The 20,692-nt window shown below is 41.8% G+C and carries 20 protein-coding genes, 1 other RNA gene and 1 pseudogene; 12 read left to right on the plus strand and 10 right to left on the minus strand.

The features are described 5' to 3' along the window. Positions 1-38: 38 nt before the first annotated feature. The 4 genes from BK820_RS02385 to BK820_RS02400 all read left to right on the plus strand — a co-directional run bounded on the left by BK820_RS02385 (position 39) and on the right by BK820_RS02400 (position 2,983). Positions 39-557, plus strand: coding sequence for a hypothetical protein (locus tag BK820_RS02385; protein ID WP_071319987.1), 519 nt, complete (start codon positions 39-41; stop codon positions 555-557). A 66-nt stretch (positions 558-623) separates the two neighbouring features. Beyond that, positions 624-1,940, plus strand: coding sequence for a DUF445 domain-containing protein (locus tag BK820_RS02390; protein WP_004893578.1), 1,317 nt, complete (start codon positions 624-626; stop codon positions 1,938-1,940). 84 nt (positions 1,941-2,024) lie between these two features. After that, positions 2,025-2,684: an adenylate kinase gene (gene adk / locus BK820_RS02395; protein ID WP_004810758.1), complete on the plus strand. Its 660-nt coding sequence runs from the start codon at positions 2,025-2,027 to the stop codon at positions 2,682-2,684. Positions 2,685-2,770: 86 nt separating this feature from the next. After that, the gene (locus BK820_RS02400; protein WP_071319988.1) at positions 2,771-2,983 is read left to right on the plus strand and encodes a hypothetical protein; all 213 of its coding nucleotides are present in this window, start codon (positions 2,771-2,773) and stop codon (positions 2,981-2,983) included. 65 nt (positions 2,984-3,048) lie between these two features. Here BK820_RS02400 and nth read toward each other — a convergent pair whose 3' ends face one another. Both nth and BK820_RS02410 read right to left on the minus strand, forming a co-directional pair. Further along, complete coding sequence (nth, locus tag BK820_RS02405; protein WP_071319999.1) at positions 3,049-3,753, minus strand: endonuclease III; 705 nt, start codon at positions 3,751-3,753, stop codon at positions 3,049-3,051. A 4-nt stretch (positions 3,754-3,757) separates the two neighbouring features. After that, entirely contained in the window at positions 3,758-4,549 is a 792-nt protein-coding gene (locus BK820_RS02410) for an RnfABCDGE type electron transport complex subunit B (protein ID WP_071319989.1), read from the minus strand. Positions 4,550-4,896: 347 nt separating this feature from the next. Between BK820_RS02410 and gdhA the strand changes: the two genes are divergently transcribed. Continuing rightward, positions 4,897-6,240 carry an NADP-specific glutamate dehydrogenase gene (gdhA, locus tag BK820_RS02415; protein ID WP_004810752.1) on the plus strand — a complete coding sequence of 448 codons (1,344 nt, stop codon included), beginning with the start codon at positions 4,897-4,899 and terminating at the stop codon, positions 6,238-6,240. A gap of 72 nt (positions 6,241-6,312) precedes the next feature. Here the strand turns inward: gdhA and BK820_RS02420 are convergent, their stop codons facing one another. The 3 genes from BK820_RS02420 to rlmH form a co-directional block, all read right to left on the minus strand. After that, entirely contained in the window at positions 6,313-7,083 is a 771-nt protein-coding gene (locus tag BK820_RS02420) for an META and DUF4377 domain-containing protein (RefSeq protein ID WP_034424213.1), read from the minus strand. Positions 7,084-7,267: 184 nt separating this feature from the next. Beyond that, positions 7,268-8,044, minus strand: a complete 777-nt coding sequence (locus BK820_RS02425) for a dioxygenase family protein (protein ID WP_004810748.1) — start codon at positions 8,042-8,044, stop codon at positions 7,268-7,270. A 113-nt stretch (positions 8,045-8,157) separates the two neighbouring features. Beyond that, positions 8,158-8,640 (minus strand): 23S rRNA (pseudouridine(1915)-N(3))-methyltransferase RlmH, encoded by a 483-nt coding sequence (rlmH, locus tag BK820_RS02430; RefSeq protein WP_034424134.1) that lies wholly within the window; start codon positions 8,638-8,640, stop codon positions 8,158-8,160. A 154-nt stretch (positions 8,641-8,794) separates the two neighbouring features. Here rlmH and BK820_RS02435 point away from each other — a divergent pair, with 154 nt between their 5' ends. Beyond that, positions 8,795-9,742 (plus strand): M28 family peptidase, encoded by a 948-nt coding sequence (locus BK820_RS02435; RefSeq protein WP_004810744.1) that lies wholly within the window; start codon positions 8,795-8,797, stop codon positions 9,740-9,742. A 60-nt stretch (positions 9,743-9,802) separates the two neighbouring features. Here the strand turns inward: BK820_RS02435 and lon are convergent, their stop codons facing one another. Both lon and BK820_RS02445 read right to left on the minus strand, forming a co-directional pair. Continuing rightward, positions 9,803-12,229, minus strand: coding sequence for an endopeptidase La (lon, locus tag BK820_RS02440; protein WP_004810742.1), 2,427 nt, complete (start codon positions 12,227-12,229; stop codon positions 9,803-9,805). A gap of 142 nt (positions 12,230-12,371) precedes the next feature. Then, positions 12,372-12,962: a 5-formyltetrahydrofolate cyclo-ligase gene (locus BK820_RS02445; RefSeq protein ID WP_004810740.1), complete on the minus strand. Its 591-nt coding sequence runs from the start codon at positions 12,960-12,962 to the stop codon at positions 12,372-12,374. A gap of 357 nt (positions 12,963-13,319) precedes the next feature. On the opposite strand from BK820_RS02445, the pseudogene BK820_RS02450 reads away from it, so the two are divergent. Both BK820_RS02450 and BK820_RS02455 read left to right on the plus strand, forming a co-directional pair. Continuing rightward, positions 13,320-14,509 (plus strand): annotated as a pseudogene (locus BK820_RS02450) (YncE family protein). 69 nt (positions 14,510-14,578) lie between these two features. Beyond that, positions 14,579-15,031 (plus strand): hypothetical protein, encoded by a 453-nt coding sequence (locus BK820_RS02455; RefSeq protein WP_004810734.1) that lies wholly within the window; start codon positions 14,579-14,581, stop codon positions 15,029-15,031. Between the two features lie 89 nt (positions 15,032-15,120). Here the strand turns inward: BK820_RS02455 and ssrS are convergent. From ssrS to BK820_RS02470, 3 genes are all read right to left on the minus strand, one after another. After that, a non-coding RNA gene (gene ssrS / locus BK820_RS02460) (6S RNA) lies at positions 15,121-15,305 on the minus strand. A 97-nt stretch (positions 15,306-15,402) separates the two neighbouring features. Continuing rightward, positions 15,403-15,690 carry a cell division protein ZapA gene (locus BK820_RS02465; RefSeq protein ID WP_004810731.1) on the minus strand — a complete coding sequence of 96 codons (288 nt, stop codon included), beginning with the start codon at positions 15,688-15,690 and terminating at the stop codon, positions 15,403-15,405. After that, positions 15,687-16,244 (minus strand): hypothetical protein, encoded by a 558-nt coding sequence (locus BK820_RS02470; protein ID WP_004810729.1) that lies wholly within the window; start codon positions 16,242-16,244, stop codon positions 15,687-15,689. The genes BK820_RS02465 and BK820_RS02470 overlap by 4 nt, the downstream gene beginning before the upstream one ends. A gap of 64 nt (positions 16,245-16,308) precedes the next feature. On the opposite strand from BK820_RS02470, the gene BK820_RS02475 reads away from it, so the two are divergent. From BK820_RS02475 to BK820_RS02490, 4 genes are all read left to right on the plus strand, one after another. Continuing rightward, positions 16,309-16,944: a UPF0149 family protein gene (locus BK820_RS02475; protein ID WP_004810727.1), complete on the plus strand. Its 636-nt coding sequence runs from the start codon at positions 16,309-16,311 to the stop codon at positions 16,942-16,944. A 109-nt stretch (positions 16,945-17,053) separates the two neighbouring features. Then, on the plus strand, positions 17,054-18,388 hold the full coding sequence (pepP, locus tag BK820_RS02480; protein ID WP_004810726.1) for a Xaa-Pro aminopeptidase: 1,335 nt from the start codon (positions 17,054-17,056) through the stop codon (positions 18,386-18,388). A gap of 211 nt (positions 18,389-18,599) precedes the next feature. Next, a complete protein-coding gene (locus BK820_RS02485; protein WP_004810724.1) occupies positions 18,600-19,556 on the plus strand; it encodes a sensor domain-containing diguanylate cyclase in 957 nt (318 codons plus the stop codon). A 578-nt stretch (positions 19,557-20,134) separates the two neighbouring features. Continuing rightward, entirely contained in the window at positions 20,135-20,377 is a 243-nt protein-coding gene (locus BK820_RS02490; protein WP_004810720.1) for a DUF378 domain-containing protein, read from the plus strand. Positions 20,378-20,692: the final 315 nt, after the last annotated feature.

Below are 20,692 nucleotides of genomic sequence, written 5' to 3' on the forward strand. Positions count from 1 at the left end.
TTAAAACTATAATGAATCAAGGATATTGGTGAAAAGGAATGAATAAATTATACCCTTTGCTGGCATTTGCTTTCATCGCAAATACGGCTTATGCAGATGATTCTACGTATAGATCTGAAGCAAAACTGAGCGATAGTCAGGCAAGTACCTGGAATGTGGGGGCAGGATTTACCCGGAATATGATTCATCTGAATACTGAGTGGGTGAATCCGTATGGAATCACATATGTCAAAGGTGGTGTTTTTCTGGACGATGACAAGCCATTTGGTGCACAAGTTGGCTTTCGGTACCCGGCACACCTCACAGGAAAAGATAAAAATGGGTATTATGTCGGGGCTTATGCCGGACATATCCAGAGTAAGAAAGTAGATGGAGAATATGAAGCACGTCTGGGTGGGGGCGTAGATTTATCCTATGTCATGCTGAGTTCAGAACGAATCAGTACCTTCAGTGTTGGAATCGGTACTGGTGAGGAAATGAAAAGCCGAAGTGGACATGTTGTGGCCGAAATCGAACCTCAACTACAATTTTCCTATACTTTAAGTATCGGTTTATAGAGAAAATATTCGACTTGATAAGAAAATTGTATTCTGTGAACAAAGAATTAAATATGGAAGTTATACATGCTTGAGTACGTTAACGAGTTGTGGCAAGCCTTTCTGATGCGTCCAGATTTCTGGGCTGTGCTCAGTATCATTCCTGTCACTGCATTCGTTACCTGGGCACACGTATGGATGGCCCTGAAAATGGTGTTCTATCCAATCACGTTCTGGGGATTCCACATTGGTCCATTGCCTGTCGGCTGGCAGGGCATTGTGCCACGCAAAGCAGGAAGAATTTCAGGAATTATCACAGACAATACCTTGTCTAAACTGGGATCGATCCAGGAATTTCTACAGGCGATGGACCCGGATGATATGGCACGCATCATCGGTGAACAGGTCGGTTTCGAACTTGAACATCTGATTGATGAGGTCATGATCGACCGTAATGCAGTTTTGTGGGAAAACTTGCCGTATTCTATCAAGCGCCGTATTTATTCCCAGGCACACAAACAGTTGCCGGATGTGTTGCGCGAATTAGTGACTGAGCTGACCATGAACGTCGAGTCACTTGTGGATATGCGTGACATGGTGGTCAGTCAAATGGAGGGTGACCGCCGTCTGATGGTACGCATGTTCCTAAAGGTTGGACAGAAAGAGATTAACTTTATCTGGCATATCAGTGCTTTAATTGGTATGTTCTTTGGTCTGTTCCAGATGATCGTATGGTTCGTGGTGCCTTGGCACTGGACCGTACCATTCTGGGCAGCAATTTGGGGTTTCCTGACCAACTGGATCGCCATCTGGATGGTCTTCAATCCAATAGAACCACACTATGTGAAATACCCGCAGTTCTTCGCTCGCACGCAGAGCCGCAAGTTTCCATGGATCAAACCGGTTATTCCACGTATCGGCACCTATAACATACAAGGTGCTTTTATGAAACGTCAGGAAGAAGTCTCTGACGTCTTCGCAAGTGTAGTGACAGAAGATCTGATTACGTTAAAATCGATCATGACAGAAATGATGTATGGTGGTAAGAAAGAAAAAACCCGCCGGATCGTCAAGCGTCACATTAACGAAATCATGGAAACTCCATTGGTTCGCACCTCTTTACAGCTATCCTTGGGGCCAAGAGAGTATGCAAAACTCAAGACAGACTTGATCGATCGCTCAATTGAAATTACGATGGTGCCTGTATGCGACCCTGCGTTTAATGCGAGCCGTGCACAGAAAATCTATCAAATGTTTAGAGACCGCATACGCGAGTTAACACCGAAGGAGTTTCAGAATCTTTTACGACCTGCGTTTCAGGAAGATGAGTGGATTCTGATTGTATTGGGTGGAGTAACCGGCTTTGTCGCGGGTTTAATCCATTTGTTTGTGGCTTTCTTATAACGAGACGCTGAAATGCTGGATACCTTTGGGGATGTCCAGACATTTGGTGTCCTATACATTGTTAAAAAATGAGGATGTTTATATATGCGCATTATCTTACTCGGACCACCTGGAGCAGGTAAAGGTACACAAGCTCAGTTGATCTGTAAGCGCTACAATATCCCACAAATTTCAACCGGTGATATGCTCCGTGCTGCAATTCGTGAAGGAACTGAATTAGGTTTAAAAGCTAAAAGCGTCATGGACAATGGCGGTTTGGTTTCTGATGAGTTGATCATCGGTCTGGTTAAAGAACGTATTGCACAGCCTGACTGTGTAAATGGCTGCATCTTTGATGGCTTCCCGCGTACTATTCCACAAGCTGAAGCACTTGAAAACGAAGGCATCAACATCGATCACGTGATTGAAATTGATGTACCGGACGAAGAAATCGTGCAACGTCTTTCTGGCCGCCGTCAGCACCCGGCTTCTGGTCGTGTTTACCACATTGTTTACAACCCACCAAAAGTGGAAGGTAAAGATGATGAAACTGGTGAAGATCTGGTTCAACGCCCTGATGACCAGGAAGAAACTATTCGTAAGCGTTTAGGTTCTTACCATACTGAAACTGAACAGCTGGTTGGCTTCTATCAAGGCCGTGCTGCATCAGGTGAAAATGCACCGACTTATGACAAATTGAACGGTCTACGTCCAATTGAACAAGTTCAAGCGGATCTGTTCGCGATTCTGGATCAGTCAAAATAATCATTTCACGATAATTTTGACATTCAGGGAGCCCTAAGTCATATTAGGGCTCTTTTTATTTCTGCGTCTTTAAAGGAATTACGACTGTGAAAATTGGTTTGTTATTACTCATGGTGGTGTTCTTGGTTGTTCTAGCAGGCCTTCTGGTCATGAGCTACCGAATGCTAAACAAAGTGCAGAAACAGGAAAAAATCGAAAATAGAGGTAAAACCCCAGAGCGACAATTGCACCCGAAATTACAGGCTGAATTAGAGCAGCGCAAGAAAATGCAGCAGCAGTTAGAGGAAAAGCAAAAATAAGCATTCTTATCTGCTGAACGAGACAAAAAAAGCTGAACCAGAGTTCAGCTTTTTTATTTAAGGGATCAGTCAATATTTTTAACTGCAATTGGTTTGAGTGCGCCAAAGTCGAAACGGTCCGGCCAGTTACAGACATCAGCGACCACACATTCATGACATTTTGGTTTGCGTGCAATACAGTAATAACGCCCATGCAAAATTAACCAATGATGCGAATCAATAATAAATTCTTTGGGAATCACCTTAACCAGACGATGTTCAACCTCAAGCACATTTTTACCCACAGCCAAGCCAGTCCGGTTACCCACCCGGAAAATATGGGTATCGACCGCCATTGTCGGTTGGCCAAAGGCAGTATTCAGTACCACATTTGCAGTTTTACGACCTACGCCCGGTAAAGCTTCCAGATCAGCACGATTATCCGGTACCACGCTGTTATGTTTCTTGATCAGCATCTCACAGGCTTTAATCACGTTTTCTGCCTTGGAGTTATAAAGCCCGATGGTTTTGATATATTCCTTCAGCCCATCCACGCCAAGGGCATAAATCGCTTCTGGCGTATTTGCAACAGGAAATAGCTTGTCAGTCGCCTTGTTGACGCTGACATCAGTTGCTTGTGCCGAGAGTGTCACTGCGACCAGTAATTCGAAAGGATTAGAATAATTCAGTTCAGTTTTTGGATTCGGACGTTGTTCACGTAAGCGTTCAAAAAAAGTCTGAATCTGTTTTCTGGTCATGTTCTTTACAGGTTTTCCGCTCATGCTTGTCATCATCTTATCCCTGTAAATCCTGTAATTGCTGCATTAGTTCGGCAAGCTGGGTACGTTTACTCGCATCTTCGCGGACAGACAGCTGTTTCTCAAGTTTCTTGATCTGGGTACGCAGTTTGGCCAGCTCAATCGTAGTTTTGGCGTCTTGAATCAATCCATCCTCATTTGGCTTTTCCACCACTTCAATCACGGGTACATTTTGACTTTGTGCAGAGAACTCGGCAAATAATTCGGTATTGATTTCAGCACGTACCACAGGACCTTTACGGTCAATGCGGCGTTTTTCCTCACGTTGGATATGTGCATAGTAACGTTGGCGCAGATCATTCTGTTCCTGCACATGCTGTTCATCTGACATGAGTGGATGGGTATCTTCTACCAGATCAATACAGTCGACCGGGCAGGGTGGAATACACAGTTCGCAGCCAGTACACAAATCTGTCAGTACCGTATGCATCAGTTTGCCTGAGCCAATAATGGCATCGACCGGGCAGGCACTAATGCATTTGGTACAGCCAATGCATTCATCTTCACGAATCACTGCCTTCATGCGCTGAGGACGCCCATCAGCCTGAATGGGCCAGACACTTGGCTCAGCACTAAGTTTAGGACGATTTAACAATTGGGCAAGGGCATCTGCCACCGGCTGTCCGCCGGGTACACATTTGTTGGCTTCTTCTCCCTCGGCAATGGACTGGGCGTAGGGTAAGCAGCCATCACGATGACCACACAAACCACATTGGGTCTGTGGCAATAACGCATCAATGGATTGGATGAGGGAAATCTGGGAATTCATGATATTTCAAAGCCGCTCACAGTGAGCATTTCAGGAGGTGAAACAAAATATGTCAGAATTACAAATTTTAGCATATTTTGATCAGCTTGTTTGTGCACAATTAAGGTAACCAATATGCATTATTATCATGCATAAATAAGAATTTAGACTTTGATTCCCCTCATATTTTGCTATCCAAAAATTTAATTCATAATAAATATAAATAACTGTTATAAAATTAATTTTCATATTTTTTCAAAAAAACTATTGTGGATTGGTTACAAAAGATATTTAATATTTTGCGCCAAAATTTAACATTGATTGTAAATTTGACCAATTTTGATCCATTTTCTGCTGAGGATTAAGCGTTGAAATACAACACACTTAATGAGTTCCTAGATTACGTTAAAACACGTGATGCACATCAACCAGAATTTCTTCAAGCTGTAGAAGAAGTGATGACAAGCTTGTGGCCGTTCATTCAAAAGAACCCACAATATGCAGCTCACGGTTTACTAGAACGTCTAGTTGAACCAGAGCGTGCGATCCAGTTCCGCGTTTCTTGGGTAGATGACCAAGGTCAAACTCAAGTAAACCGTGCGTTCCGCGTACAGTACAACTCAGCGATTGGTCCATTTAAAGGTGGTATGCGTTTCCACCCATCTGTGAACCTTTCAATTCTGAAATTCCTGGGCTTTGAACAAACGTTTAAAAATGCTTTGACTACTTTGCCTATGGGCGGTGGTAAAGGTGGTTCTGACTTTGATCCTAAAGGCAAGTCAGAAGGCGAAATCATGCGTTTCTGCCAAGCGTTAATTATCGAGCTTTACCGTCACCTTGGTTCTAATACTGATATCCCTGCGGGTGACATTGGTGTAGGCGGCCGTGAAGTAGGTTATATGGCGGGTATGATGAAGAAGCTCAGCAATGACACTTCATGCGTATTCACTGGTAAAGGCTTGTCTTTCGGTGGTTCATTGGCTCGTCCTGAAGCAACTGGTTACGGTACTGTGTATTTCGCTGAGGAAATGCTGAAAACTCGTGGCGATAGCTTCAAAGATAAAGTCGTGACCATTTCTGGTTCAGGTAACGTTGCGCAGTACGCTGCTGAAAAAGCAATGTTCTTAGGTGCTAAGGTCGTTTCTCTATCTGACTCTGCGGGAACTGTTTATGTTAAAGACGGTTTCACTGATGAACTTCTTGCTGAAGTGATGGAACTGAAAAACGTTAAGCGTGGTCGTATCTCTGAGTTCGCGTCTAAACACGGTTTCGAATACCTTGAAGGTCAACGTCCTTGGGGTATTAAGTGTGATATCGCGCTTCCATGTGCAACTCAAAACGAACTAGATGCTGATGATGCTGCTAAACTTCTTGCAAACGGTGCAATCTGTGTTGCTGAAGGTGCAAACATGCCATCTACTCTAGGTGCTGTAGAGAAATTCGTTGAAGCGAAAATCCTTTACGCTCCAGGTAAAGCATCGAATGCAGGTGGTGTGGCAACTTCTGGTCTTGAAATGTCTCAAAATGCATTGCGTCTTGGCTGGACTTTCGAAGAAGTTGATGAACGTCTTCATGCAATCATGAAAGAAATTCACCGTAACTGTGTGAAATTCGGTACTAAAGAAGACGGTACTGTGAACTATGTTGACGGTGCAAACATTGCGGGCTTCGTAAAAGTTGCTGATGCAATGCTTGCTCAAGGCGTATTCTAAGTCTGACTTAGTTTAAGCTTTAAAGAAACCGAGGCCATCGCCTCGGTTTTTTGTCTCTGTTATAAAAATATTTTATAGCGAGCCTTTTACTGCTTCACGCTCGACGGCCATATCAAATATATAGGCATATTTAGACTGATCTGCTGCCGGATTCTTGATTTCAAAGCGTTTTACGCGAATTACCTGACGCTCATTTGGCGTATGCTGGAAACCTTCGATTTGGTCGTAGAACAGGTTCCAATCTTTGTCGACCTGAGTTTTTAAGCCCTGCTCATTGTATTTGACTTCGCGCACCTGAAGGCAGGTTTGCTGTGCTACACCGGTACAAGCTTTGGTTTCAGGGGAAATTTCCAGGAAAATGATATCAGCCTGACCATTATAACGGGCTTCTGGCGTCATCTTCCCTGTGAAGACGTAAGCCTTTCCGTTTACGGTCAGAGTCAAAACCGGATTTTGAGCATCACTGGTATTTAAGCTAAATGGAATACGGGCATCATTAAAAATTTCACCTGCCAGCTTTTCCTGTTGCATGGCATTGGTATCACACGCTTTCATGGTTGAGATTAGGGTGCCAGTTTCCAGCTGACCCTCAGAGATTTTCCAGCTACCACCCAAGCTATTGCAGCTGGTAGTGACACTAAAACGATTCTCATCATGGAAGCTCAGTACCATATGTTCTTTTGCACCGGTATCAATATGCCATTCATAAGCACTCAAAGTATTGGCGGCATTTTGTTGCTGTAATACGGACACGGCAAGATCTCCTACTTTTTGGACATCATTGGACTGACAAGCTGCAAGGGTTAAAGGGAATAATGCAATAATTAAGTATTTTAATTTCATTGATTGAATAGTCATGAAGCAAATAAATCAGACTTAAGCTTAAACGATTCATTTTTAAAAAATATGGATACATTCTAAAGCTTTAGGTAGCAAAATGTATCCATGAAAATTGCATGATGAGTAAAATAAGACAGGAAGATTTTCTTAGGCCTAAGAAAAAAGGCTCAGATAGAGCCTTTAAATCCTAATCAAAACGATAGATATCCATACCCAGTGAACCCATGCTAAAGCTGCTATGCACCAGACTGAAACGGGTACCAGTTCCCATTGCAAAGAAAATCGGTGCAAAGTGTTCGAGGGTCGGGTGATTACGTTCCAGGTAAGGAATACTTGGCCAATCCAATACTGCTTCATAGTCACTATGAGCGAGTTTGCTTACCACATAATTGCGGAAGGTCGAGGCCCATTCTGGAACAATATTGGATAGTCCAGTACGATCCAGCTCTCGCAGGTTATGCGTGATACTGCCTGAACCAATCAGTAGGACCTGCTGTTCACGCAAGGGTGCCAGCGTTTGACCAATTTTATAAATTTCATGTGCAGTCAGGTTGATGGGCAGGGAAATTTCTACCACCGGAATATCTGCATCCGGATACATATGTAGCAGTGGCATCCACACGCCATGATCACGCGGGCGTGAATTATTGGCATAGGCGCTAAAGCCAGCTTCAGACAGCAAGCCGAGAATCTGTTCAGCCAGTTCTGGTTGACCCGGCGCAGGATAACGTAGTTGATACAGTTGAGGCGGGAAGCCACGGAAATCATGCCAGGTTTCTGGACGAATACCGGTATTTACTTCCAGTGCATTACTTTCCCAGTGGGCAGACATTACAATGATTGCCTCTGGACGTGGCAAATTGACATTTAAACGCTCCAGTGCCGGACCTACCTGTTCAGGATTCAGGGCAAGCATTGGAGAGCCATGGGAGATAAACAGGCCGGGAAGCGTTTGTAAGTTCATAGTTCAAGCCACATCTGGAAGATGTCTTCAATAATGCATGAAAGCAAGCGAAGTAAGGAGGGGAGATTGTTCAACAATTCGTTGCGGAAATAGAACAATAGCCAATTCTCACCTTAACCCGCACGGTGATAAGGGTGATTATGATTAATGCTCATGGCACGGTACAACTGTTCAATCAGCATGACACGAACCAGAGGATGCGGCAAGGTCAGTTTGGATAGTGACCAGTGCCATACAGCTGCCTTACGTACCGCTTCAGAATGACCATCCGGCCCACCAATGGCTAAAGCCACATCATTACCGTCCAGCATCCAGCCTTTCATGGTTTCAGCCAGTTTTTCGGTACTGAATTCACGGCCGCCGACTTCCAGTGCGATCAGGGTTTCATTGGGCTTTAATGCATTCAGGATACTATCGCCTTCTATATTACGATATTTCAGGATGTCGGCTTCTGAATCATTCTTGCCACGTTTCGCCATCGGCAATTCAATGATTTGTGTTTGAACAAATGGCTGTATGCGCTTGAAATAATCTTCAAAACCAGTGAGTACCCAAGCTGGCATTTTTTGACCAATGGTCAGAATACGGATTTTCATACAGACATCGTGTAGTTCAGAAGTGCTCATTATAACGATGAAACAACATGAAGTTGAGTATAGAAACAAATTGAAATTGAATTAGAAAAAGCACTGCTGCATAAATATCCAGAGTTCAAGTTTCTGCTTGATCATGTCATGGAAATAATAACAAATGCGGATTGTAGCCATTTTAAGAAAAAGTTATCTGGGTTTGCTGATCAGTCTGTCTTTAATCTTCCCGAGTTGGGCCTGGGCCAATCCAGCCAGAAACGCTCAAGTCAAAAATCTCGAGCTCTACTTTAGCCAGATCCTGAATGTGGATAAATTTAGAAATCACAAGAATACGGCTGAACTGAACCGGGTATCCGGTTGGTTGAAAGAGCAGATGCGACGCTTTGGTATCCCGTGCCAATTTCAAAGCTATATTGTGAATAGTCAGGGCTATCGCAATCTGGTTTGCCAGCTCAATGTAAAAGCCAAAGATAAAATCGTCATTGGTGCTCACTATGATGTTTTTGCCAATCATCTCGGTGCGAATAATAATGCTTCTGGCGTCGTAGGAGTAGTGGAAGCTGCACGATTGTTGGCCCTGCAAAAAAATAAACTGAAAAATAATATCGAGTTTGTTTTCTATGGTCTGGAAGAACCGCCGTATCTCAACACAGAGCATATGGGCAGTGCGATCCATGCCAAGTCATTGAGAAAGCAAAAGCAGAAAATACGTGGCGTCTTTGTACTGGACTCTATTGGTTACTATGATGAAAATCTGGTACAGAGCTATCCGGCAACTCTAAAATGGTTTTATCCTCGGCATGCCAATTATATTGCCAGTATTGGACATCTAAGTTCAGTAGGACTTACAGGAAGATTTTGCGAAGCTATGCAGACACGTCAGCGTTTAGAGTGTGAACGTTTTATTATTCCTACTTTTATGCAGGGACTGGATTATTCGGGCTATCTCAGTTATGCCAAGCAGAATTTTCCAACTGTACTGATCAGTGACACGGCTCATTACCGTTATCCTTATTACAACACTGAGCAGGACACTCTAAATAAACTGGATCTGAAAAAAATGACTTATGTGGTAGACGGATTGATGCAAACCGTTCTAAGTCCATAAAATTTAGGTGGAGATAATAAAAAAACCCTGCCGGAGCAGGGTCTTTTATGAGCAGATCACTTAGTGACGTGCGGCTTTAGCTTCATCAGTCGCTTTTACAATTGGGGTTTTTACCAATGCTTTCGGCATAGAGGTAAGTGCCAATGGTAAAATCTCATCGATTGATTTCACGGCTTTGATTTCCAGACCTTCTTTCACATTTTCAGGAATTTCAGCCAGGTCACGTACATTGTCTTGCGGAATGAATACCAGTTTGATCCCACCACGGTGAGCAGCAAGCAGTTTTTCCTTCAGACCACCGATACGCATCGCACGACCACGTAAGCTGGTTTCACCGGTCATCGCGATATCAGGACGAATCGTAATACCTGTGAATGCAGACACGAGAGCAGTGGTTAGTGCCAGACCAGCAGATGGACCATCTTTCGGTGTCGCACCTTCAGGTAAATGTACGTGTACATCAGTTTCTTCAAAACGAGAAGCTTCGATACCCAGTTCAGCTGCACGCGTACGTACTACGGTCATCGCGGCGGTAATCGATTCTTTCATCACATCACCGAGAGAACCGGTAGTAATGAATTTACCTTTACCCGGAACCGCTGCTACTTCAATTGTCAGTAACTCACCACCAACTGAAGTCCAAGCCAGACCATTTACGCGACCCACTTCGGGTTCTTCTTCAGCCATGCCGAAATCGAATTTGTGAGGACCCAGGTACTCTGGCAAGTTGTTCGAATTCACTTCAAGCTGAAGATTTTTCGCTTTCTTGCTCACCGCTTCTTTAACTACCTTACGGGCAATTTTAGAAACTTCACGTTCCAGGCTACGCACACCAGCTTCGCGGGTATAACGCTGTACGATGTCGCGAATTGCCTCTTCATGAATGGTCAATTCTTTGCTGCGTAAACCATTGTTCTTGATTGCTTTCGGAACAAGATAGCGTTCAGCAATATTGACTTTTTCATCTTCAGTATAACCCGGAAGACGAATCACTTCCATACGGTCAAGCAAAGCTTCCGGAATATTCATGCTGTTCGCAGTACAGATGAACATCACTTCAGACAGATCAAGATCAAGATCCAGGTAATGATCGTTGAACTTACTGTTTTGTGATGGATCTAGTACTTCAAGCAGTGCAGAAGCAGGGTCACCACGGTAGTCCTGAGCCATCTTGTCGATTTCGTCGAGCAAGAACAGTGGGTTTTTTACGCCAACTTTGGTTAAAGACTGCACAATTTTACCTGGCATCGCACCGATATAAGTACGACGGTGACCACGGATCTCAGCTTCATCACGTACACCACCTAGGGCCATACGCACGAATTCACGACCAGTTGCTTTGGCAACAGATTCACCCAGAGAGGTTTTACCTACACCCGGAGGACCTACTAGACATAGAATCGGGCCACGCAGTTTTTTCACACGTGACTGAACTGCCAAATATTCCACAATACGATCTTTGACATCATCCAGACCATAATGATCAGCATCCAGAATTTCCTGAGCCTTGTTCAGGTTAATACTGACTTTGCTCGCTTTGTTCCAAGGTGTATCCAGAATCACCTCAAGATAGTTGCGAACAACCGCAGCTTCACTTGATGCAGGTTGCATGGCTTTCAGCTTGCGGAACTCAGCTTCCGCTTTTTTACGTACGTGCTCAGGCAGGTCTGCTTCAGCCAGACGTTTTTCAATCTCAGCGACATCATCTTCTGCACCGCCATTCAGGTCAGAAAGTTCGCGTTGAATCACCTTCATTTTTTCATTCAGGAAATATTCACGCTGATTCTTTTCCATTTGGCGTTTAACTGAATCATGCAGGGTTTGCTCAATCTGCTGTTCTTCAGACTGTTGCAATAAATAAGTCATGAGTTCAGTCAGATGTGCTTCAAACTCATCGTGCTCAAGGAATTTTTGCTTGATTTCGATGTTCAGCGGCACACGAGTTGCCACGAAGAACAATAACTGAAGCAAGTCTTCAATTTTATTTGCAGCTGCAATCAGTTCACGTGCATTACGTAACTTCGCTTCTGCATACTGGGCAAATAACGCACGCAGTTCATCTACACGGGTATCCTGAGTGTCATTGTCCATCTTGACAGTGATCGGACTAAGCTCATGTTCAGCAGTCAGATAATCAGTGTCATCAATGATTTTAGTTAATTTGGCACGATAAAGGCCTTCGATGAGTACCTTGATACAGTTTTCATCATTTTCATGATTCACAACCTGCACAATCTTCGCGACAGTACCATATTGATATAAGTTGTCGTGATCAATTTCTTCTGTAAGCGAATCTTTTTGCGCAACCACAAATACCAGATTGTCACTGTTACGAGCCACATCAACTGCATTGATCGATTTTTCACGACCGACAAATAGCGCGATTTGCATGTGTGGATATACCACTACATCACGTAACGCTAAAAGTGGTAATACACTTGGAACCTGAGGCTCAAAGCTTTCTTCATTCATAATAATTTCAGACATGGGCACTCCTAATGAGTGACAACGATGTTGCCATGTATTTTATAGTGATGGGTATTTTTAAAATTACAAGGGTCGTTCAGATGAAATTGTATAATTATTGACTAATTATTTGATTTAAAAGTAACTTAGTCAATGAATTGATTTACAAACGCTTAAAATGTAATAAGCGTGTAGGAGTTAAAAGTGCATCTACAGGCTGATCCCATTTTTCCCGGGGTAATGATGTTTCTACAAGCTGTAAATCATGTGCCAAACCAAGACGATAGGGTTTCTTATACGCTGTCGCCAAGGTACGGTCATAATACCCACCACCCATTCCGATCCGGGTGCCTCGATAGTCACAGATCAGTAACGGCATAATTAATAAATCAAGTTTTGATACATGCAAACCACGACTTTGCATAGGTTCACGCATGCCTAAACGATGATGGAAAAAACGCTTGTTTCGGTATAGGTGTTTGTTAATCCGTACCCATTCTAATCGCTGATTCATGTTACAGATCACTGGCAAATAGACTTTTTTACCGATAGAGAAACAATATTCAATAATTTGCTGAGTACGAATTTCACCAAAAGCATCTAAGTAAAGACCAACATGCTGTGAGTGAATAAATTGAGGATTTGATCTAAGCAGATTTAGCACCTGCTGGGCGGATTTTTTTTGTTCAAATCGGGAAATACGACGACGGGCTTGGCGGATTTTTTTTCGAAGTTCCTGAACGGTCGTATACATAAATTATCTGAACTTTAGATGGTGCTGAGCATAAGTCTAAGGCAGGAAGAGCAAAAAGTAAAAAAGAAGACCTAAAGAAGATAAATTTTGAGTAACAGCAGGTGATGACTAAGAATTTTCACAGCCATTCGGATATTGAAAAATATTTTATTAATATACATAGAATTAATTTATTTATCGGAAACTTCCCCAACAATCCAAATACCTTTGTATATTGGAACAGCTTAAAGTTTTGTCCTGGTTGAAGAGCTAAAACTCAACTTAAGAATAATATAAAAAAATTCAGGATTGAATGATATGAATAACAAAATCAAGCCATTAACACGGTTTACGCAACTATTTTTTGGTCTCGGTAGCATGCTGGCAGGATTAAGCTATGCTGCATTGCCTAACTTGCCCGCACCACCGAATACACAACAGGTTTTTTTGTCGGTAATAACTGGGATGGTACAGTCACGGTGATCCGTCCGTCAGGTGATTTTGGTAAAGTCGGAGTGATTAATATGATTCCGGATCGCAAAGAGCGCTTACTTGAGATCCATCTTAATCCAATCAAATTGATTGCTTATACCTATATCCAGGCGACGGCAGGGGAAGGTAATGATCAGCTGGTAGATGATATGTATTCCACACCAGACGGTCAGTCCGTTGTGGCTTCACGTCCAAGTTTCGCCGATGTGGTATCAATTAATATTAAAACTGGCAAAATTAACTGGCGTACACCAGTCGAAGGCTTCCGGGCAGACCATATGGCAGTTTCACCGGATGGACAGCACGTGGCTGTTTCTGCATCTTCGGGCAATGTGGTACATGTCCTGGATATTAATACGGGCAAAGAATTAGGACGCTTCGCCACAGGGGATAAACCCCATGAAAATATCTACTTTAATGGTGGAAATAAAATCCTGAATTCTGCAATCGGTAATGTCGAAACATCCATGGATGCCCAATGGCAGGACTTTACTAAGGGTAAACGTTTTATCACTATTGCCGATGCAAATACTTTTAAGGTTTTAAAGAAAATTGATTTCCGGCCAGCTTTAGATAAATTTGGGCGTAAAGATTTGTCCAATTCAGTTCGTCCAATGGTTTTGAGTAAGGATGAAAGCAAAATCTATGCACAGGTTTCTTTCTTTAATGGTCTGATTGAATATGACCTAAATCAGGACAAAATTACCCGTATCGGTCAGCTGCCAGGCAGCAGTACGATTCCAAGTGATCGTACCAAATGGGTCAATGATTCCCGCCACCACGGACTTTCAATTAGTGGCGATGGTGAAAAACTCTGTGTTGCAGGGACAATGGATAATTACGCCACTATTGTGAATCGTAAAACCTTAACAGCCGGTCCTTTAATTCCAGCCGGTAAACCATATTGGGCTACCCTAAGCCCAGATGGCAAAAACTGTGTCATTTCTGAAAGTGAAACAGATGTGGTGACAGTGATTGATTTTGCTACAGGCAATAAAGTGATGAGCGTGCCTGTAGGCAATCATCCGCAACGGGTTCGTATTGGTTATGCACCTAAAGACTGGTCTACCCCATAAAAATAAAAGTATTAAAACAGTAGAGAATCTCTCTGCTGTTTTAATATGAATTTTTAGGATAAACGCGAAATGCTGAATAACAATAAAAATATGATCATCGGTATTGCAATGATCTTCTTCAGTGGTTTAGCACTGATGCTTCTTTTAATGAAAGATGAAGACAGTATTGCAAAAGCAGAACACTCGAGTTTGGATGAACAGCCTGTCTTGATCCAGCAAGAATCACAGCTACCTGATCCAACTCCTATGCTTGAAAATGAGCAGAAAATTGCACAACAGAATCAGCAAATCATACAGAAGCGTGATGATCTCTATGTGCAATTGGCAGATATTTCGAATCATCTCAGCCAAGGCAGAAAACCAGACCTAAGAGAAGTAAGTAGAATTCTAGAAATACAGCGACAGCTAGTAAAGGTAAAAGTGATTTCTGTACAAGAGGCAACCGCGACCATTCAATTTTTACAAAAAGTGTTACCTGAAATGGAGGGTGAATTGGCTCGTGAAATCAAGCTAATTGAATAAAAGATAGTGTTAAATAAGATTAGATTTTGAAAATTAAAATGTTTTTATAATGCTGCCAAGAATTGAATTGCTCATATTCTTAAAAAATAAAACACTCCGAAGATGCCGCTGCATGTGTCGTTACCCTGAACCCGATGAGTTCAAGGTGGACGCGACGTATACTTGCTGGGTTTCCCACTCGAAGGTGGGCATACACTCTAAATATACAGAACGCAATCCATAAGTTTAAGTATCGGCAGGGGAATAGACCCGCTGGCGAACATCCCAGAGTTAGACTTAGTATAAACGATAAAGTTTATGTGGCAACTCTATGCTGTGTTGGAACTGTAAACTTGACCATTGATCGAATGAAGTTTAAACAAAAAGTCTGCTTATTCAGTCAGTTCTTCAACTTCTTCTAAAATAGTTTGTAACAAACGTTCGCAGTGGGCATATTGTTGCAGTGATTTATTCATGCTCAATACTTCCTGCATCAGTTCTAGCGCTACCATAATCACCAGCTTGCTTGGTTCCATACGAGGTGCTTTACGGCGAAATTCATCGTATTTGTCATTCAATAGTTGCGCTGCACGTTCAAGTTCTTCGCGTTGATCTGCTGTGGAGGCCAGACGGAAACTGTGGCCAATTACTCTTAAATCAATAGCAATTTGTTCGCTCATGTTGACGCTTCCTCAGTCGTTTCAGTCGGATGGGCCAATTGCTGAATTTCCTGTGCATGATGATCTTGAGCTGTGCCCAGAATCGCCAGACGCTGGATAATCGCTTCAACCTTGGCTTTAGCATGCTCATTCTTCTGGGTCAGACGCTCAGTTTCCTGATGCAGGCGCTGAATTTCCTGACGCGCCTGTTGCTGTTCATTCAGCAGCTTTTCTTTCAAAGCACGCAGTTCATTACGCTCAGCCAGAATTTCCTGAAAACGGTTTTTCAGATCGGTGCAGCTTTTTTCCAGACGGCCATACCGGTCTGCAAGTGCAGTTGCATCATTATTAAGCTGTTGATATTGCGAGCGAGACTCAGCTAACTGTTCAGTTAAACTGTCATTTTCTTGTTGTTTTTGGCTAATAATGCTGTTTTTTTGAATAATTTCGGCTTGATGCTGACTCAGAGAGGAGTCCTGTTCTTCACGCAGGCTGGAGTTTTCGTTCTCCAGGTGTGCAAGGCGCGTTTTTAAAACGCCAATATGCACTTGTAGACGCTGTAATTCTTCTAACATATCGAGGTCGCACAGTATTGCAAACAAAGGTAATATATAAGCAGTATAGAGATTGGATAAACGAATGCAAGACGATATTTCAGGTTGGTCAGATTGGCACCGCAATTTTTCTTCAATTGAGGAAATTTCCAGCCCAAGCGAACTTCATGGTTTGCTTACCGGTATTGTTTGTGTGACCCAAGCGCCGAGTAGCGAAGAATGGTTACAGATTCTGGAAACTTTAGATGTCCCTGAGCTGGATGCGGAAGCATTGGAATTACTAACAGGTGAAGCAGAAGACGTATTCCACTCACTTTCTGAAGATGAGCTGGATTATCTTCCATTACTTCCAGATGACGAGCATAGCCTGGCAGAACGTGTGCAGGCATTGGCAGACTGGTGTGCCGGTGTAGTGCTTGGTTTTGGTCTGGCAACAGGCCATATTCGTGATGATGAAATGGAACTGATTGAACATTTACAAGATGTTGCAGCAGTTGAATTTGAAGATTCTGACGATGATGCTGAAGGTGAGGAAAGCTATCTGGAGTTGTACGAATTTGTACGTCTGATTCCAGTGAGTTTGTCTGTAGGTCGTAAAAAAGTTGAAGTGGAGGAAACGCCACTTTTGAAACGTTTTACAGCTAAAGTAAAAACTGAGTCTATGGATCCAGCTCAGGCACAATCTGTAGTTGAAATTTTCTCACCGCATCGCCCAAGCTGAACTATAGCTATTTAGCTTTAGAAAAACCGGAATAAGTCCAGTCATTCTCTGGCTTATTCCGGTATCAAATCATATTCAAGAACAGCATTGATATAAGAAGTAAGGACCAATGAAGAAACTGACACAAGCAGAATTTCAGGAACGTCGTGATATCCTCGCCGGGGAAATGGGACTACGCAGTATTGCCATTATCCCCACCAGCCCAGTGGCCCTGCGTAACCGTGATGCTGACTATAAATATCGTGCCGATAGCAGTTTCTTTTATTTGACGGGCTTTGCTGAACCAGAAGCTGTGGCTGTGATCGAAACCTTTGACAGCGAAGAAGAAGGTTATACCTACAGTCTATTCTGTCGTGAACGTGACCGCGAGATGGAAATCTGGAATGGTTATCGTGCCGGGGTGGATGGTGCTGTCGATGACTATGAGGCAGATGAAGCTTATGCGATTGATTTACTTGATGAAGAAATTCTGGAAAAATTGCAAAACAAGGACAAATTATTCTACCGGGTCGGCCATAGTGCAGAGTTTGATGCGCGTGTCGCGAAATGGATTGCACAAGCCAGTGGTGAAAGCCGTCGAGGAAAATCTGCACCTGCTCAAATCGTTCAGTTAGACCGTATTGTTGATGAAATGCGTCTGCATAAAGATGCCAATGAAATTGAACTGATGCAGATCGCATCAGATATTTCTGCGGAAGCACATACCAGAGCGATGCAGACTGTACGTCCGGGTATGATGGAATATGCACTGGAGGCAGAGCTGAACTATGTATTTGGCAAAAATGGCTGTGTACCTTCTTATAACAGTATTGTCGGTGGCGGTGAAAATGCCTGCATCCTGCACTATGTGGAAAATGACAAAGAACTGAAAGACGGTGATCTGGTGCTGATTGATGCAGCCTGTGAATATCAGTTCTATGCATCCGACATTACCCGTACTTTCCCGGTAAATGGTAAATTCAGTCCTGAACAAAAAGCACTTTATAACATCGTGCTTGATGCACAGATTGCTGCGATCAATGCAGTTCAGATCGGCAACTCCTATAAAGAACCACACAATGTGGCAGTGCGAATTCTGGTTCAAGGTTTGCTGGACTTGGGGATTATGCAGGGCAAGATTGAGGAAATTATCGAAACCGAAAGTTTCCGCCAGTTCTATATGCATGGTACTGGACACTGGTTGGGCATGGACGTACATGATGTCGGTGCTTATAAGACAAATGGTGAATGGCGTTCTTATGAAGAAGGTATGGTCGTGACTGTAGAACCGGGCTTGTATATTGCACCTGATGATGAAACGGTTGATCCAAAATGGCGTGGCATTGGAATTCGTATTGAGGACGATGTAGTTGTGACTCAAAATGGCCCATTGGTATTAACTGCCAAAGTGGTCAAAACTGTAGAAGAAATTGAAGCCTTAATGGCAAAAGCTTATGCTGCTTAAAAATACGATAGCTTGAAAAAAGCTGGTCATTTGACCAGCTTTTTTATTTTTTACAATAATATGAATCTAATCAAATAAATAAGGAATTAATCTTTCACTGAATGATTTTATTAGAAATAATCTGGATATTTTTTGATTCAATTCTTATATAATTCTTTTTTTAATCTCCCTAAGCAGTATTTACAAATACTCATCATTCTGAGTGTTCTCCATGCACAGTATAAAATTTCATAATTTTGAAGAAGCGAGCAAGCAAGTACTTCAATATCTTCATCAGCATTTGGGTTTTGGCTTATGGATGATCACTCGTGTAGAAAATGATGATTGGATTATTCTCCAGGCGGAAAATCAAAAATATGATATTAAGCCAGGCGAAGTATTCGGTTGGGCGGATTCATTTTGCTATCACATGGTACAGGGAAAAACTCCTAAAATAGCGCCATGTTCCAACGAAATCGAACTATATTCAAAAGCACCGATAAATAACAAACTGTCGATCAAATCTTATATTGGTGAGCCACTATTTAATGAAGATGGATCAATTTTTGGAACAATTTGCGCTATCGATGATAAGCCTCATTCTGAAGATATTTTAAAAGATGCGGCACTCATTTCGCTTTTAGGCAGTTTATTGAGCTCAATTTTACAAAGTGAATTGCGGGAAAATAAACAGAGACGTTTACGTGAACGTTATGAGGTAGAAGCGCTCACCGATAGTTTAACCGGACTGTATAATCGCCGCGCCTGGGATCAGCTGTTAGAAGCTGAGGAAGGACGCTGTCAACGTTATGGCTTACCAGCTGCAATATTTAGCATCGACCTGAATGATTTAAAGCAGGTGAATGACCAGTTTGGACACGAAGCAGGAGACCAGTTAATTCAGCGTACTTCAGATGTACTGGTAGAACATATGCGTGTTAATGATGTGATTGCACGTATGGGTGGGGATGAATTTACGATTTTATGTCCTGAGACCAAAGCTGAAGACGCAGCGATTTTATATCGCCGTTTAAGTGAATTATTTGCAGCTGCCAATATTCATGTGGCAATTGGCTATGCAGTCCGTCAGCTGACTAAAGATCTGCATGAGGTCTTAATAGAGGCAGATAAGAATATGTATGAACATAAGAAAAAAGCGAAACTGGAAGCAGATGATTTTATAAGCTAAAACTCGTTGAAACGAAACCATCCAGGCTTGATGATCTGCAAGAAACTTCCCTAATGTATATTTGTTGAGAGACAGTATCAAAGTATCCCTTTGCTCAGATAAAAAGCACAATAATTGCCTTTCATCTATTTTTATCAATTACTGGATTTAGATATTCAATATCTGATTACTGCATAGGAAAATATTTTGAGCGGAAAATTAAAATCTAAACTAATGAAATTTATTACTCATACTTTTAAACAAGCAATTTTTCCATTCGTGATAGAATATTAAATCAGAATGTAGAAGAAATAATTCATAGTCTTTAGTTGTTTTTAAATCAAATAAAAAATATTAAAATCAATAAATTAAATATCATTAATAAAATATTCAAAGCTTAATTCTGATTTGGTTTACGTAAAATATGAACAATTCAAAGAAAACCAACCCAATTAAAATTTAATGCTTATAACATGACATTTATTCAACATAGATCAACACAGAATAGGGACTTTTAGCATCAAGACTACATATTCGTTTTGCTATGGCTTGCATAATTTTGGATGAGAATTAGTCAAACATTAGCTTGGAGAAAAATCATGAGAAGACTTGGAACTTTAGACTGGATCGCTTATGCATTAGCCATTATTGGTGGCCTGAATTGGGGCTTAGTTGGTGCATTCGACTTTAACTTGGTCGCAGCAATCTTTGGTGAGCAGAGCGCTCTTTCTCGAATTATTTATGTCTTGGTTGGTCTATCAGCGATTTACCTGATCTATACCGCAACTAAGTTAGGCCGTCATGATGTCCATCATGAAGCTCATACACGAACAATGCATTAATAATTCAGTATATAAACTCAATTATTATTAGGTTAAAGAAAATAAGTAGTTAGAGTGAGTTGACTGCTAAATAAAAACGGAGCTTATGTTCCGTTTTTATTTTAAAAATAATAACCAGATATATATTTATTTATGATAATCAATTATTTAATTTTATAATATTTATATTGTGGATTTTTGTCTTTATATAGAAATTTTCAATTTTTGTTTTAAGATATTAAATTAAAAATATTTTAGTCAATAATTTTTTACCTAATTTAATATCTGTTTTATATATAGCTCATAAAACTAATGAAATATTAGATCTCTTTCATA

This window comes from Acinetobacter sp. LCT-H3, assembly GCF_001866125.1.
Taxonomy (GTDB): Bacteria; Pseudomonadota; Gammaproteobacteria; order Pseudomonadales; family Moraxellaceae; genus Acinetobacter; species Acinetobacter schindleri.

Coding starts and splice junctions, on each gene's coding strand:
- BK820_RS02385 (WP_071319987.1), top strand. CDS start 39: ATGAATAAATTATACCCTTTGCTGGCATTTGCTTTCATCGCAAATACG.
- BK820_RS02390 (WP_004893578.1), top strand. CDS start 624: ATGCTTGAGTACGTTAACGAGTTGTGGCAAGCCTTTCTGATGCGTCCA.
- adk (WP_004810758.1), top strand. CDS start 2,025: ATGCGCATTATCTTACTCGGACCACCTGGAGCAGGTAAAGGTACACAA.
- nth (WP_071319999.1), bottom strand. CDS start 3,753: ATGACAAGCATGAGCGGAAAACCTGTAAAGAACATGACCAGAAAACAG.
- BK820_RS02410 (WP_071319989.1), bottom strand. CDS start 4,549: ATGAATTCCCAGATTTCCCTCATCCAATCCATTGATGCGTTATTGCCA.
- BK820_RS02420 (WP_034424213.1), bottom strand. CDS start 7,083: ATGAAATTAAAATACTTAATTATTGCATTATTCCCTTTAACCCTTGCA.
- BK820_RS02425 (WP_004810748.1), bottom strand. CDS start 8,044: ATGAACTTACAAACGCTTCCCGGCCTGTTTATCTCCCATGGCTCTCCA.
- rlmH (WP_034424134.1), bottom strand. CDS start 8,640: ATGAAAATCCGTATTCTGACCATTGGTCAAAAAATGCCAGCTTGGGTA.
- BK820_RS02435 (WP_004810744.1), top strand. CDS start 8,795: ATGCGGATTGTAGCCATTTTAAGAAAAAGTTATCTGGGTTTGCTGATC.
- lon (WP_004810742.1), bottom strand. CDS start 12,229: ATGTCTGAAATTATTATGAATGAAGAAAGCTTTGAGCCTCAGGTTCCA.
- BK820_RS02445 (WP_004810740.1), bottom strand. CDS start 12,962: ATGTATACGACCGTTCAGGAACTTCGAAAAAAAATCCGCCAAGCCCGT.
- BK820_RS02455 (WP_004810734.1), top strand. CDS start 14,579: ATGCTGAATAACAATAAAAATATGATCATCGGTATTGCAATGATCTTC.
- BK820_RS02465 (WP_004810731.1), bottom strand. CDS start 15,690: ATGAGCGAACAAATTGCTATTGATTTAAGAGTAATTGGCCACAGTTTC.
- BK820_RS02470 (WP_004810729.1), bottom strand. CDS start 16,244: ATGTTAGAAGAATTACAGCGTCTACAAGTGCATATTGGCGTTTTAAAA.
- BK820_RS02475 (WP_004810727.1), top strand. CDS start 16,309: ATGCAAGACGATATTTCAGGTTGGTCAGATTGGCACCGCAATTTTTCT.
- pepP (WP_004810726.1), top strand. CDS start 17,054: ATGAAGAAACTGACACAAGCAGAATTTCAGGAACGTCGTGATATCCTC.
- BK820_RS02485 (WP_004810724.1), top strand. CDS start 18,600: ATGCACAGTATAAAATTTCATAATTTTGAAGAAGCGAGCAAGCAAGTA.
- BK820_RS02490 (WP_004810720.1), top strand. CDS start 20,135: ATGAGAAGACTTGGAACTTTAGACTGGATCGCTTATGCATTAGCCATT.